Below are 16,252 nucleotides of genomic sequence, written 5' to 3'. Positions count from 1 at the left end.
TTATTTACATATTATTTTTCAGTTATTTGATGACTTCATTTACGTAATATATGGGTACACTTGACTGGATTATTTTAGGAAGTACCTTATTGTTTATTGTTGGCTATGGCGTTTGGCGAACCAAAGGCAGCAAGAGCGTTCACGATTACGTACGCTCAGGAAGCGATGCCAAATGGTGGACGATAGGCCTTTCGGTGATGGCCACGCAAGCAAGTGCCATAACTTTTTTATCCACTCCCGGCCAGGCATTTCACGATGGCATGGGCTTCGTTCAGTTCTATTTTGGCCTCCCTTTGGCCATGATAATCATTTGCATGGTGTTCGTGCCTATCTATCATCGTCTTAAAGTCTACACGGCCTACGAATTTTTAGAAAACCGTTTCGATCTAAAAACCCGATCGTTGGCGGCCATTCTTTTTCTAATTCAAAGGGGATTGGCTGCGGGTATTACCATTTTCGCCCCATCAATTATTTTATCGGCGGTACTGGGTTGGGATCTTCGAACCCTAAATATAATAATTGGGGTTTTGGTAATAATTTATACGGTTTCAGGAGGCACGAGGGCCGTAAGTGTCACCCAGAAGCAACAAATGTTCATCATAATGCTGGGCATGTTTATTACCTTCTTTTTTATATTGAGCCACTTACCTACCGATATTTCTCTAGGAAAGGCAATGAAAATTGCCGGGGCAAGCAATAAGTTGGAAATTCTTGATTTTAGCTTTGATACCAAAAGCCGTTATACATTTTGGAGTGGAATTACGGGAGGCCTTTTTTTGGCTCTGGCCTACTTTGGTACAGACCAAAGCCAGGTACAAAGGTACTTGTCAGGTCGGTCCCTCCGTGAAAGCCAACTGGGTCTTATTTTCAATGCCATTTTTAAAATTCCGATGCAATTTTTCATTCTATTGGTCGGTGTCATGGTTTTTGTTTTTTACCAGTATAATTCCTCGCCCCTGAATTTCAACCCAGCTGCCACCTCGGCCATAATGGAATCGAATTATGCCGATGATTACCTTATTCTTCAAGAGGGCCAACGAAAATTGGAAGAAGAAAAAAAAATGGCCCAGAACAGATTCTCGTCGGCCTTGGATCTCAAAGAGTATACGGCCATCGAAGAAGCTAAGCAGCAGATCATCTCATTAAACACAAAAGATAGTACGAACCGCGCAGCTGCACGAGACTTGATATCCAAAGCTGATTCGGTCGTGGAAACCAATGATAAGGATTATGTCTTTATACATTTTATCCTGAACAATCTCCCAAAAGGGTTGATAGGCCTGCTTCTGGCCGTCATATTATCAGCGGCCATGTCTTCTACGGCTTCTGAGCTCAATGCTTTGGGAACCATAACGGCCCTTGATCTCTATAAAAGAAATAAGCGGGGAGATTTTTCAGAAGCACATTATGTAAAGGCGACGAAAGGGTTCACCCTTCTATGGGGGATTATTGCCATTGGCGTAGCAAGTATTGCTAATCTTTTCGACAATTTAATCCAATTAGTGAACATTATTGGCTCAATATTCTACGGCAACGTTCTGGGTATATTCTTATTGGCCTTCTTTTTTAAGTTTATCAAAGGGAATGCGGTTTTCTCCGCGGCCATCATTACCCAATTCATCATCTTTATACTTTTTTATAGCCTCATTTTCATCTATCCGACCGGGGAAGAAAAATTAGGCTATCTATGGCTAAACTTTATTGGTGCTGCCTTGGTCATCCTAATCGCATTTATTTTTGAGGCCTTTGACCGTTTTTTAATAAAGCCTCCTATTAAGGGCTAGACCTCGAATTCAAGGAATTCTAAAATATTGATTTTTTTACATGGCGGATACGCTTTTCTAGAAAAAAAATTGCAATATATCTTTATATTTGGCGAAAGGTTGAGAATTTTTCAAAGATCTCGACTGACCATCTCACAACCTAATGGCCAAAAAAAAGCATACGATAAAGGACATAGCTCTACTAGCAGGTGTTTCTAAGGGTACAGTCGACCGTGTGCTGCACAAACGCGGTAAGGTCTCCAAATCGGCCCAAGAAAAGGTAGATAAGATTTTAAAGGAAATCGATTATTCACCAAACCCAATAGCTCGCAATTTAAGGAACAATAAGACCTACAAAGTCTGCATACTTCTACCCGATGCCCAAAAAGACCCCTATTGGCTCCCTGCCCATGAAGGCATATCGGATGCCGAAAAAGAGTTCAAGCCTTTCAGTCTGCTCGTAGAAAAATTCATCTATCATCCGAAACAGGCAGATTGCTTTATTAGAAAGTCTAAAGAGGCCATGGCCTCGAATCCGGATGTACTTTTAATGGCACCTCTTTTTCAAGAAGAATCTACACAAATATTAAAACAGTGCAAAGAGAACAAGATAAGAGTCGCCCTCTTCAATAATTATATCAATACATTAAATGGCGAAATTTTTATTGGACAAGATCTCTTTCAAAGTGGAAAAATTGCCGGGGGTCTGATTCATAAAATGATTGGCAAAGATTCAAAAATCGCGATTGTTCATATCAATAAGGAACCACATATGCAATTGAAGGAAGACGGATTCAAATCTTTCTTTATTGAAAAAGGTCGGGAACAACAACTTTTGCTCACTAAGAATTTCACTACGGAAACGATTGAACAGTTCGAAAACCAAGTAGTTGAATTTATTAAAGAAAACCCGGAAATATCGGCCATCTTCGTTACCAATTCGAAGGGTCACAAACTTGCAAAAGTCTTAAAAAGTAATCACCAAAAAAGTATTTTAGTAGGATATGATCTTTTGGATGAGAATATAAAATGCCTAAAAAAAGGGGAAATTGATTTCCTAATCCATCAAAAACCAAAACGGCAGGCCTATCTTGGTGTGGGCTACTTCGCAGAGTTTTTTCTTTTTGGCAAAGAAATACCTGCGCACAATTTGCTGCCGATCGATATTATTACAGCGGAGAACGTGGATTACTATTCAGAATAAATTCAGGAGTCAAGGTATATTTTATTAAGCGCCCGGTTTTTGCAATTAGATAAAATTCTGCAACTTCACTCTATTTTTTTGTAAGTTTCAGTAGGCTTTGAACCGACTTAACCTTAAAAAAGCAAATTCGAGTGATTCGAGCCACTCAAAACACTTTTTAACAACCCCTTAAAAGCCCGTTAACCCTGACCACTGAACAAAATTACCACTGTTGTAAGAAAAAAAAGACAACTGAGGATGAATTTCACCTTTACCAATAAAAAAATTAATGTGCTCGAACACATTTAACGAATCCAGCCTTGCATACTAAAAAAAATAGCTTAATTTCACCAAAACTTAATAAAATGTTAAACTAACTTTACGCTAAAACCAACATTATGATTAGAAAACTATTTGTTCTTTTTGTGCTTCTTTTAGGGACTTCCTCCCTATTTGCACAAAACAAAACCGTAACAGGTACGGTTACAGACGCGGCAGATGGCGCGCCGCTGCCAGGTGTGAATGTACTGGTTCAAGGTACTACAAATGGTACGCAAACCGATTTCGATGGTAATTATACCATAGAAGCTGCGGAAGGCGATGTACTTGTTTTTTCCTATTTGGGTATGAAGAGTCAATCTGTCAGCGTAGGATCATCCGATACCGTTGACGTAGCTCTAGAAGAAGATGCCAGTCAATTGGATGAAGTGGTCGTAACGGCCCTCGGTATCAAGAGAAAGGAAAAAACCCTGACCTATGCCCAGCAATCGGTTGATTCCGACGAACTCACCAAAACCAGGGATCCTAACTTTATGAACGCTCTTTCCGGTAAGACGGCAGGTGTAGAAATCAAAAAGAGTAGTTCAGGTGCCGGTGGTTCTACCAAAATATTACTTAGGGGTAATAAATCATTAAGTGGTGATAGTTCACCGCTTTTCGTAATCGATGGTATTCCAATGGCCAACAATAAAGGAGGCCAGCCCGGTATGTGGGGAGGCACCGATAGTGGTGATGGACTTTCAGCCATAAACCCTGATGATATTGAAAGTATCAGTATCTTAAGAGGTGCTAACGCGGCCGTTCTTTATGGTAGCCAAGGTGCGAATGGGGTTGTATTGATTACGACTAAGAGCGGTTCTCAAGGAAGAACTACGGTAACCGTGAATAGCAGTTATACGTTTGAGCACTATTTAGAGCTTCCCGATTTGCAGTTCAAATATGGAGCCATAGGTGCTGCCAAAGAAAGCTGGGATACCACTCCAGGAGATTATAACGACGAATATGTGGAAGATTTTTTCCAGACCGGTCACAACTTTTTTAACTCGGTGAGTGTTAGCGGAGGTACCGAGAAGACCCAAGCTTATTTTTCGTATGGTAACATAAGCGCTACGGGTATTACGCCCATGAACAAATATCTTAAGAACAACTTTACTTTTAAGCAATCGACTAAATTGTTCAATGATAAGTTGACGATTACCTCCAACGTAATCGGGGCCGTCGAGAGTAGCAAAAATAGGTTACCCTCTGGATACTACTTAAATCCACTAACCGGATTATACTTTTTCCCACGGAACCGGAATTTCTATGATTTCAAAAACAACTATGAGGTTTTTGACGATGCTAGAAACATTATGGCACAAAACTGGTTCGTGTCCGATCACCACCAGTCGAATCCCTATTGGATATTGAATAAAGAGCCTCAAACCGATCGAAGAGATCGTTTTATCGGGAACTTGACACTGAGCTATGACATTATGGATAACTTGAACCTTCAGGTTCGAGGGAACTATGACTATGCTACAGTAACTAAAGAACAGCAGCACGCAGCCACTTCGAACAGTACGAATGTACACCCGAATGGGGCCTGGGACTATCAGAAGTATCAAGACAAGTTGCTTTATACCGATGCTATCTTGAACTATAATACTGAATTCGGTGAAGACTTTACTTTAAACGCATCATTGGGTGCCAGTCACCAAGAGACAAAATATGGCATCGGTGTACAGGTTAACACGGGAACTTTAGGTTTACTTTATCCGAATGAATTTTATTTTCAGAATCTGCCCACAAACGTACAGGTTCGGTCAATAACCAGTGGAAATATCATCAAAGAAGGTGTTTTCTTGAATGCCCAATTGGGGTATAAAGAAATGCTCTTTTTAGATGTTTCAGGTCGTAATGACTGGGCCTCCACCTTGGCCCTTACCGGCAACGATTCGTATTTCTACCCATCTGTGGGTCTTACGGCTCTTTTAAGTGAAATGTTTACCGTACCAGAGGCTATTAGCTTCTTAAAACTAAGAGGTTCTTGGACTCAAGTAGGTAACGAGGTGCCTTTTAACAGGATCAACCCTCAGAACACCATTACCGCCAATGGAGGGGTTAGCAGAAATACGACAAGACCATTTCTCGATGCCAAGCCTGAAATCATTACAAGCTCGGAAGTGGGCGCTGACCTGCGATTTTTCAACAATCGTTTAGGGTTGGATTTCACCTATTACTTTATTAAGAGCGAAGACCAGTATATTGATGTTCCTGTAACTTCTGGACAAGGCGGTTATACACGGGAATACATTAATGCGGGGGAAATCACGAACAAAGGGGTCGAGATTACCTTGAACACCATTCCTATCCAAACGGAAAACTTGGAATGGAGCTCTTCCTTCAACTTTACTTCGAATAGAAACGAAGTAGTAGATATAGGACCTGACGACGAACGTATTTTCAATCTCGGTTCTTCCGAAGGGTATTATTCCCGATTAGTAGAAGGTGGAAGATACAACGATTTGTATGTCTATAAGTTTCTTAGAGACGATCAAGGCAGGATTCTATTTAGCGAGGGTGCTCCTAGAAAAACTGACCTTCCTGAGCTTATTGGAAATTTAGATCCTAAGGCCAGTTTAGGCTGGAACAACAGCGTAAGCTTTAAACGATTTACTTTTGGTGCACTGATCAATGCCAAATTTGGTGGCAAAGTGTTCAGCCAGACCCAATCAATGTTGGATGGCTACGGTGTTTCTCAAGTGACCGCAGATGCACGTGATGCAGGTGGTGTAACCGTCAACGGTGTTGACGAGGCAAGTGGAACCGCTGTTACTACGGTAGGTGCCGAAACCTGGTACCGTGCCATTGGCGATAGAAATGGAATTGGTGAGGCTTATGTATATGATCGTACAAACGTAAAACTGAGCCAGCTTTCTATCGGTTACAACTTTGACCTTTCGAATTCCGGTTTGCCAATTCAAGCGGCCAGTCTATCTTTTATAGGAAACAACTTGTTCTTTTTCTATAAGGATGCACCGTTTGATCCCGAGTTAGCCATGAATACCGGACGGTCAGCACAAGGGTTGGATAACTTTAACCTACCTTCTACGGGAACATATGGGTTTAATCTAAAACTAACTTTCTAAAAAAAATAGCATGAAAAAACTTTTATATCTCTTTGCCCTGGTAGTGGCCTTCAATTCATGTACCGATGATTTTGAGGAGGTGAATACGAATCCCTACCAGATATCGACCGAATCACTGAAGCAAGACTTTAACCACGTGGGTGCATTTTATCCCTCGATGCTCAGCCAGATTTTCGGGAACCAAGTGGACCATAACCTGACCAATGTGTCGTTTGCACAGCATTTGGCACAGCCCACCCCATTTGTGGGTAACGTCAATAATACGACCTACTACATTCGTTGGAACGGTTATTGGGCCCGTGAGTATAACAATATCATGGCACCGGCGAAACAAGTAATCGAACTTGCGCAGGCCGATGGCTATGATATGTTCGCAGAATGGGCGAACCTGATCAGAATTTTGTCCATGTCAAGAGTCACTACCTTTTACGGTCCGATTATCTATACAGATTTTGGTAGTGAAGGTGATGTGACCTATGATAGCGAACCGGAACTGTACAATGCGTTTTTTAGTGATTTAGATCGTATCATCGCGACCTTTAATGCGAACGCAGATTATACTGGGCTTTCAGACTTCGATGCATCCTACGGAGGAGATGTCGCCATGTGGGCCAAATTTGCAAACTCTTTACGACTTCGATTGGCCATGAGGATTTCTAAAGTGGATCCGGCCTTGGCTAAAACCCAAGGTGAAAAGGCGTTGGCCGATCCTGCTGGATTAATAGAGACGAATGCGGAAAACATGAATATTTCCTTGTATGGTAATAAATTTCATCCTGCACAGATTTGCTTTGAGTGGAACGATACTCGTATGAGTGCCACTATGGAATCCGTATTGGTAGGATATAAAGATCCAAGGATCCATGCATTTTTTGATCCTGTTGAGGACTTATCTTTGGTCAGTGATCACCCCGACTGGCCTTATAAAGGTATCAGAAACGGAGGAGAGCTTATTGCAAAAGATGACCATATTCCATTCTCTACCATCGACATTAGTTTTAATGACCCAGGTGCGGTCACGGAGCGAAAAGTCTTGAGCGCCGACGAGGTATTTTTCCTAAAGGCGGAAGCCGCGTTACGTGGATGGGCCGGTGCAGGTGATGCGCAGACCAATTATGAAAGTGGGGTGAAAGCTTCATTTGAACTTTGGGGAGCCGGTGGCGTCGATGCCTATTTGGCGGATGACACGAGTTTACCGATCGATTACGACGAGCCGGTATATCCTGATCCGATCAACGATTTCACCAACTTGATAACTGCAACCATCGCGTGGGACGAGGGTGCGGACAACGAGTCCAAATTAGAAAAAATCATTACCCAGAAGTGGATTGCAGCCTATACCAATGAAATGGAGGCATGGGTAGATTTTAGAAGAACAGGGTACCCAAAATTACCCCCCGTATATCAGAACAGCAGTAATGCGGATTGGGGTATTGTTCCAGATGGCGAGTTTATCAAAAGAATGCCGTTTGTTAACGATGAACGTGAGAACAATCAATCAGGGGTTGCAGATGCTACCTCAAAGTTGGGAGGACCTGACGAAATAAATACACGATTGTGGTGGGACACCGGAGGTCCTAACTTCTAATCGAAGAACAAGTTAATTTGCTAAGAAAAACCTGTGGAAATTTGTATTTTCTGCAGGTTTTTTGATTAATATTCGAAAATGATTCTTTAAAAAAGACTAGAATATTATATTCATCCAAAGTGTAAAAAAGCTGAGTAAATAACAGCAAAATACATCATAAAAATTACCTGAAAGATGCCCTATCGTCTATTCTATGGCCTATTACTAATTTTTATTAGTATGTGCCTCCTTTCTTGTGAGCAAGAAGATAACAGTACCATGTTCTCCCTTTTGTCGAAAAACAAGACCAATATCACCTTCAAGAACATTCTCAACGAAACCGAAGAATTCAATATTCTAACATATGGGTATATCTACAATGGAGGCGGAATATCTGTCGGAGACATCAATAACGATGGTCTTCAAGATCTTTATTTCACGGGTAGTATGGTGGGAAGCCACCTCTATTTGAACAAAGGAAATTTTGAATTCAAGGAAATCGCCAAGGATGCCGGTGTTTTCGCAGAAGGACTTTGGAATACAGGCACGACCATGGTCGATATCAATTCTGATGGACTATTGGATATCTACGTATGTCGGTCGGCGGCAAAAGACGATTTCAAGAGAAAAAATCTTCTGTTCATCAATAACGGTGACCTTACCTTTACTGAAAAAGCGGCCCAATATGGTATCGACGATCCGGGATATTCCACACAAGGGGCGTTTTTTGATTACGACAAAGATGGCGATCTCGACCTCTACGTCGTCAACCACTCCATTCAAGAGTATGCGAGTTTTCGACAAGTTTCCAAAAATCTTAAAACCCAAAGAAATCCATATTACGAAGATCATTTCTATATTAATGATAATGGCAACTTTCTGATTTCCAATGACAAGGTAGGCTTGGTATCCAATGTTTTAGGGTTTGGCCTCGGAGTCGCCGTATCCGATGTAAATGGTGATAGCTGGCCAGATCTATATGTGTCTAACGACTTTAATGAGCAAGATTACCTCTATATCAATAATCAAGACGGTACCTTCTCCGAAAGTCTGGAAGACTTTATCGGTCATACTTCCCATTTTTCAATGGGTTCGGATATTGCCGACATCAATAATGATGGGTACCCCGAAATAATGACCCTCGATATGCTTCCAGAAGGAAATTATCGTCAAAAAATGGTGTCAGGCCCTGATAATTACGATAAATTTCAATTTTTGGTGAATTCAGGTTTTTATCATCAATCCATGCGAAACATGATGCATTTGAACAACAAAGGCAAATCATTTTCGGAAATCGGGCAATTTTCCGGTATCTCCAAGACGGATTGGAGCTGGGCTCCCCTACTTGTTGATTTGGATAACGACGGATTAAAAGACCTCTTTATAACCAACGGTGTGAAGCGCGATTATACGAACATGGACTTTATGAATTACGCCGTACAACAAAAAATGGACGAGAACAAAACAGGGGCCGAAATGGCCATTAGTGATTTGCTGCAACATATTCCTTCCACCATAGAAGAAAATTATACCTATCATAATAATGGGGATCTCTCTTTTACCAAAGTGAACAAGGCATGGGGTCTTAACCAAAAATCGTTGTCAAACGGCGCTGCCTACGCAGACCTGGATAATGATGGAGATATGGATTTGGTGGTCAACAACACCGATGATTTTGCTTTTATATATAAAAACAACAGTGACCTTCATACTTCCAACAATTATTTAAAAATTTCCTTGAAAGGTGAAGGAAAGAACACGTTCGGTATAGGTGCCAAGGTCATACTTACGGTTGACGGAACCGAAATGGTTCAAGAAATGATGCCTACCAGGGGGTTTCAATCCTCCGTGGATTACAACTTGATTTTCGGGGTAGGCGAACATGACAAAATTGACCATATCAAAGTCCTCTGGCCAAACAATAAGGTGCAAACGTTGCATAACGTTACTGTAAACCAAGTTCTGAGCTTAGACCAAAAGGAAGCTAAACTAGAGGAACCAAATACAACTAAGGCGGGACAAGAAACTTATTTAATCAATGTATCTGGTGATAGCCTTATTTCTTTTACCCATAAGGAGAACAATTATATCGATTTTAAACGGGAACAGCTACTACCGCATAAATTATCGACCCAAGGGCCTAAAATAGCGAAAGGAGATGTTAACGGGGACGGTTTATCCGATATGTATATCGGTGGGGCCGCCGGGAGTCCAGGGCAGCTTTTTCTACAAAAAACATCTGGTTCTTTCTCTGCTGTTACAACACAGGTATTTAATACCGATAGGGCCTCAGAAGATATCGGAGCACTCTTTCTTGATGTAGATAATGACAAAGACCTTGATCTTTATGTGGTCAGCGGCGGGAATGAATTTGATATGGAAGCATCTGATCTTCAGGATAGGCTATATCTTAATAATGGTCGTGGAACTTTCAACAAATCGGATAGTTCGCTCCCTATTATGAAAACCAGTGGTTCATGCGTAACCGCGGCCGATTTTGATACAGATGGCGACCTTGACCTCTTTGTCGGTGGTCGCGTCGTACCGGGCAGGTATCCCACCAGTCCAAGAAGTTATTTGCTAGAAAACGATGGTAGGGGACATTTTTCCGATAGTACGGCCTCAGTCAATACCGGGCTCGAATATCCCGGGATGGTAACCGACGCGATTTGGAGTGATTTTTCAGGCGATGGTAAAAGTGACTTGATTCTCGTAGGCGAATTTATGCCGGTCAAGGCCTATGAAAATGTGGCCGGTAAGCTCATTGAATTAAAAGACAAATCCGGATTGCAAGATTCAGAGGGATGGTGGAACAGCATCGAGGAGGGTGATTTTGACAATGATGGGGATATGGATTACGTTTTGGGTAATTTTGGATTGAACTCACAACTCAAAGCTTCCAAAACAGAACCCGTTCAACTCTACGCAAAAGATTTCGACGACAACGGTTCACTTGATCCTATATTGACTTCCTATATTCTAGGTGAAAGTTATCCCGTTTTCTCAAAAGACGACCTGCTGGGCCAATTAAGCAATCTCAAAAGTAAGTATATCAATTATTCCGACTACGCCAGTGCCCAAATCAATGATCTCTTTAGCGAAGAAGAGCTCTCTAGCGCCCAAGTATTTGAGTCTAAAACATTTACTACCAGCTATTTGGAAAATATAGGAGAAGGCAAATTCAAAATTAGCCCACTCCCCGCCCCTGCCCAGTTTTCACCAGTTTTCGCAACATTGGTACAGGATATGAACGGTGATGGAAACCTAGATATAGTAGTAGCCGGTAATTTTTTCGGCACTCGGGTTAAATACGGACGCTACGATGCCAATAAAGGGCTTCTTTTATTGGGTGATGGAACGGGAAAATTCACTCCGGTAAATATGCTTGACAGTGGTCTCAATATCGATGGTGAAGTACGCGATATAGTACTAATAGAAAGAATCGATAAGGAAAACTTAATCGTTTTTGCAAGAAACAATCAGCCTGTACAAGTCTATATTGAAGAAAAAAAGGTAATCGAATGAAAACTATAAGGCATACCGCACTGTTCCTTCTATGCATTTTCGCTGCCCATGGAACGCACGGACAATCCGTAACTATAAAAGAAGAAAATTTGTCGTTGGACACCTATGGGTTTGGAAAGCCAAATCCCGTACCCATACTCTCGGAAAATCCTAAAATATTCCCTTATTTCAAATTTGAGCAGTATGATCACAAAGCCACTAAGAAAGATTGGAAAGTGGTCACCCTCGAGAATCAATTCATTAAGGTAATGGTGCTTCCGGAAATGGGCGGTAAAGTTTGGGGCGCTATCGAAAAAAGTACGGGTCATGAGTTTCTTTATAAGAACGAGGTTATCAAGTTTAGAAACATTGCCATGAGAGGCCCCTGGACTTCGGGTGGAATTGAATTCAACTTTGGCATTATAGGACACCATCCTTCAACCGCTACGCCGGTGGACTATAAAATGCGTACGAACCCAGACGGCAGTGTGAGCTGTATCGTTGGGAATATCGACTTACCTTCGAATACAAAATGGCAGGTAGAAATCCGGTTGGAAAGCGATAAGGCCTATTTTGAAACCAACGCTTTTTGGTATAATGGCTCCCCTCTAACGGAATCGTACTACAACTGGATGACCGGTGCGGCCGTTGCCACCGATGACCTAGAGTTTTTCATACCCGGAAACGCTTATGTAGGGCACAATGGCAATGCACACTCTTGGCCCATTGACGATAAAAATCGAAACTTGGCTTTCTATAAGAACAACAATTTTGGGGGTTCAAAATCCTATCATGTAGTGGGTGAATTCAATGACTTTTTTGGCGGATATTACCACAATACCGACTTCGGATTCGGACAATGGGCTCCCTACGAAGAAATGCCAGGTCAGAAATTGTGGCTCTGGGCACTATCACGCTCTGGAGGGATATGGGAAGATCTTTTGACCGATTCCGATGGGCAATATATAGAGTTTCAGGCAGGAAGACTTTTGGATCAATATTCTGGCGGGGTCATAAATCCCATTAGCCAAGTGGGCTTTGATCCTTTTGTGATGGACAAATGGAATGAAATATGGTTTCCTTATAAAGACATAGGCGGTATGGTAGACGCCTCCCCTCATGGTGTATTGAATGTGTCCAATAAAGAGGGAGAGCTTTACATAGGATTAAACGCCTTACAAACCTTGAACCATGATATGATTGTCACGGTAAACGAAAAAAAAGTATTTCAACAAAAGCTTAACATGGAGCCTATGGAAATTTTCTCCAAGACCCTAGTTGCAGATGCATCCGACAAAGTAACGGTTTCCATTCAAGGAACGGAACTGTACTTTTCGAACCATTCCCAAAAGAATACGCTAAAAAGACCGTTTTATACCGACGAAAGTATAGAAGTATCCGCTTCCGAAAAATTACTGGACGAGGGCACAGAAGCATTAGAATACCGGGATTTCAAATTGGCCCTAGATAAATTTTTGGAACTCCTCAAACTAGACCCTTCGCATCGGAAGGGCCTGCAAAAACTAGCTGAGCTAGAATATCGAAGTGCCGATTATAAAAAGGCGTTAGAATCGGCTCTGACCGTGCTAAGAATGGATACCTACGATTCTGGAGCGAATTATATAGCCGGAATAACGTATCGGGCGCTTAACGATTCAATCAATGCCCTCGAGTCTTTAGGATGGGCAGCCCGTGATATTAAATACAGAACGGTCTCCTACGCCCAAATGGCCGAAATATATCTGGCTTCCAAAAACTACAACAGGGCCGAAAACTACGCACGAAAAGCACTTGACTTCAATACGTACAATCTGAATGCAAGAAAGGTATTGCTTGTGGTTAATAGGAAGAAAGATCAAGAGGCACAGTTTACAAAGGAACTAGAGGCCCTTTTAGAAATAGATCCCCTAAACCATTTTGCGATGCTGGAACAAAGTTTTGCCGATGCCAAAGAACCCCGGCTCCATATTACAAACGAATTTAGCGTGGAAACAATTTTAGGGCTCTCCCTTGAATATAAGGCGCTTGGATTAATGGATGAAGCCATAAAGATTTTAGAGCTCAATCAAAAGGATACGAAAAGTAAGCTTTGGATGGCGTATTTACTTCGAGAAAAGAATCTAAATCGAAGTGCCGCACTATTAGATGAAGTTCAAGCGGCCCCGATCGACTTTGTTTTTCCCTATCGAAGGGAAACTCTTCCCGTTTTAGAATGGGCCTTCAAAAAAATCAGCTCATGGAAATTCGGCTATTTTTTGGCCCAAAACTATTTAGCTTTAGGCCAAACTGAAGAGGGATACCAAATTTTAACCGCTCTTTCCGATACCCCTGATTCCGATATCTTTTATAGGTTTCGAGCAGGTGTAGTACCGACAATGAGCTTTGAAGAGAAGGCGGCCGATTATGAGAAAGCCTTAGATTTAGGCCAAAAGGATTGGAAGGTCTGGGAAGAAGTCATCCAATTCTATTTAGAGCACAAGCACTACGAAAAGGCATATGGGCTCTCGCGAAAGGGTTATAAAAGCTTTCCGAGCAATTACAATATAGGGCTTGCCCATGCCAAAGCCCTGTTGAATACCGATAGGGCTGAAAAGACTATTGAAGTTTTGAAAACCATTGAAATACTCCCTTATGAGCATGCTAGCGAAAGTCGAAGCATCTATGAAAGGGCGCATTTATCCTTGGCCAATTCCCGATTAAAGGCAAAGAAATATGCACGTGCCATCGAAGTATTGGAGGCCTCAAAGAAATGGCCGGAAAATATTGGTGTTGGAAAGCCTTATGATCCTGATGAAAGGGCCCAAGATTATCTGCTCGCCGTAACATTTCGATATATTGGAGAAACCGAAAAAAATCTCAGCTATCTTGAGAAGGTCGTATCATTTACCAAGCATCATGTGGCCATGAACTCCTTGAATCATCTCTATGGCCTTTTGGCCTTAAGGGCATTGGGAAGGCAGCAAGAACTAAACATGGTGCTTGAAGGTCTTAGAAAGCAGGCAAAAACCGACCAAAAAACCAAATTGGCCGTTGCCTTGTTCGAAGATGAAACCAACGACATCGATACCTTAAAATCAGGGTTGGCGGTACCTGTAGACGTCTTTGAGGTTGCCAAATGGGCAGTAAAAGAAAAGTAATAATGCAAAAAAAAGCCCCTAATATGAATCAGGGGCTTTACTAATTTGTAGCTATAAAAGATCTTAAAAGCGCATTGGCTACATGGCACCCCACTCCTTTAAAGAATCGGTATTCAATTTGACGTAATCATCATTACCAGCCTCTTTTGCCTTGGCCAACGATTTTTTAGCCGTTGCAATAGCTCCTTTTTTATCCCCTGATTTCGCTTGGATCAAAGATTGTTGCCGTAATTGCCAATACGCGGGATTATCGGTCATTGACATGGCCTTGTCCATCCACTCCTTAGCTTTAGAGATGTCCTTGCCGGAGTTCATATAATACACGGCCGCGGCATAATAATCCCCGGCATCGGGGCCTTTCATGACCCTATCGATATTATCCATAACTACCTTATCGGTACCGACATTAATTTTTATTGGCACATATACGGTCTCCCATAACAAACCTAAATTCGCACTATTATCTGTTAGGTCATCAAACATAATAGTGAAAGTTTCGATAGCCATTTCCTTCGGAAAATTAACTACTGGAGCAGTTAACTTGGCCGCCACTTTTGAATCATCCCACGTACTAGGAACTCCGCCACCTTCGGTATCCGTATAGAAAAATACCTCCCATGATGACTGACCGGGTTTTGTGAATATGGCATAGGTACCCGCTTTCAAATCTTGTCCATCAATGGACACATCGTCACTAAACGTGATTTTTGTATAGGCATTTGCTCCCGTACGCCATAATTTATCGTAGGGTACCAAATCACCAAAAATTGTTCTTCCTCGCATAGAAGGTCTAGAATAATCAACAGTGATATCCGTTAGACCAACCTTTTGTTTCAACAATGATGCAGGACTAGGCGCTGGTGTATTGATTTGAGCCTCTCCGATAAAAGAGACCAAAATCGCACTTATCAATAGTATTACTTTCTTCATAATGTAGTTATTTATGTTTTAACAAAACTAAAGATAAAGGCATGCCCTATTTGTTAATAATTTATTAAATCGGAATGAAGGACCATTGATATATGGGTTACATAGCGAAATATATGAATAGCTAGCCATGACCTATTTTTGGTGACATGAGACTATTTTGTTGGGTATAAATAGCCATGATTTCAAATAAAACATAATTTGTTTAACAAAAATGAAATTTATTTAAACACAAATTACTTGTATCTTTAGTAAAAAATGAAATGAAACTCTATCGCTTAATTTCAAAACAAACACTACCCGTTTCCAAGAGTGAGGCCTGGGACTTTCTATCAAATCCGAAAAATCTGAGTACCATTACCCCTGATCATATGGGTTTTGAAATACTTGCCGGGGGTAATCGGGCCATGTTTCCTGGTCAAATCATTCATTACAAAGTGACGCCTTTTTCCGGGTATTCCACGAAATGGGTCACCGAAATAACGCACGTCAAAGAAGGAGAGTTTTTTGTTGACGAGCAACGTTTTGGTCCGTATTCTTTATGGCATCACAAACATTTTTTGAAAGCAATTGAGGGTGGTGTTGAAATGGAAGATATCATCGATTATAAATTACCTTTTGGCATCTTGGGCCAGTTGGTTCATCCTTTCTTGGTCAAAAAGCAATTACGGCAAATTTTTACGTATAGGGAACAAAAACTAGCTGAACTTTTCGGTACCATTGATACTATAGAAAATCAAATTCGCTTCGAGTCCATCTAA

At 41.4% G+C, this 16,252-nt stretch carries 8 protein-coding genes; 7 read left to right on the top strand and 1 reads right to left on the bottom strand.

Annotated elements, in window-relative coordinates; genetic code table 11:
* Positions 1 to 50: 50 nt before the first annotated feature.
* From F2B13_RS01805 to F2B13_RS01780, 6 genes are all read left to right on the top strand, one after another.
* The gene (locus tag F2B13_RS01805) at positions 51 to 1,784 is read left to right on the top strand and encodes a sodium:solute symporter (RefSeq protein ID WP_149275531.1); all 1,734 of its coding nucleotides are present in this window, start codon (positions 51 to 53) and stop codon (positions 1,782 to 1,784) included.
* 142 nt (positions 1,785 to 1,926) lie between these two features.
* Entirely contained in the window at positions 1,927 to 2,967 is a 1,041-nt protein-coding gene (locus F2B13_RS01800; protein WP_149275530.1) for a LacI family DNA-binding transcriptional regulator, read from the top strand.
* 377 nt (positions 2,968 to 3,344) lie between these two features.
* Positions 3,345 to 6,356, top strand: a complete 3,012-nt coding sequence (locus F2B13_RS01795) for a SusC/RagA family TonB-linked outer membrane protein (RefSeq protein WP_198440066.1) — start codon at positions 3,345 to 3,347, stop codon at positions 6,354 to 6,356.
* A gap of 10 nt (positions 6,357 to 6,366) precedes the next feature.
* The gene (locus tag F2B13_RS01790; protein WP_149302916.1) at positions 6,367 to 7,944 is read left to right on the top strand and encodes a SusD/RagB family nutrient-binding outer membrane lipoprotein; all 1,578 of its coding nucleotides are present in this window, start codon (positions 6,367 to 6,369) and stop codon (positions 7,942 to 7,944) included.
* A 219-nt stretch (positions 7,945 to 8,163) separates the two neighbouring features.
* Positions 8,164 to 11,448, top strand: a complete 3,285-nt coding sequence (locus F2B13_RS01785; protein ID WP_198440065.1) for a VCBS repeat-containing protein — start codon at positions 8,164 to 8,166, stop codon at positions 11,446 to 11,448.
* Positions 11,445 to 14,564, top strand: a complete 3,120-nt coding sequence (locus F2B13_RS01780; protein WP_149302914.1) for a DUF5107 domain-containing protein — start codon at positions 11,445 to 11,447, stop codon at positions 14,562 to 14,564. Before F2B13_RS01785 ends, F2B13_RS01780 begins: the two co-directional genes overlap by 4 nt.
* 78 nt (positions 14,565 to 14,642) lie before the next feature.
* Here F2B13_RS01780 and F2B13_RS01775 read toward each other — a convergent pair whose 3' ends face one another.
* A complete protein-coding gene (locus F2B13_RS01775; protein ID WP_149302912.1) occupies positions 14,643 to 15,494 on the bottom strand; it encodes a DUF2911 domain-containing protein in 852 nt (283 codons plus the stop codon).
* Positions 15,495 to 15,754: 260 nt separating this feature from the next.
* On the opposite strand from F2B13_RS01775, the gene F2B13_RS01770 reads away from it, so the two are divergent.
* Positions 15,755 to 16,252: an SRPBCC family protein gene (locus F2B13_RS01770; RefSeq protein ID WP_149302910.1), complete on the top strand. Its 498-nt coding sequence runs from the start codon at positions 15,755 to 15,757 to the stop codon at positions 16,250 to 16,252.

Origin of the sequence: Pareuzebyella sediminis (assembly GCF_008367235.1) — a bacterium.
Lineage (GTDB): Bacteria > Bacteroidota > Bacteroidia > Flavobacteriales > Flavobacteriaceae > Pareuzebyella > Pareuzebyella sediminis.
Note: the sequence above shows the minus strand (reverse complement) of the source record. Positions and strands in the feature narration are given on the sequence as shown.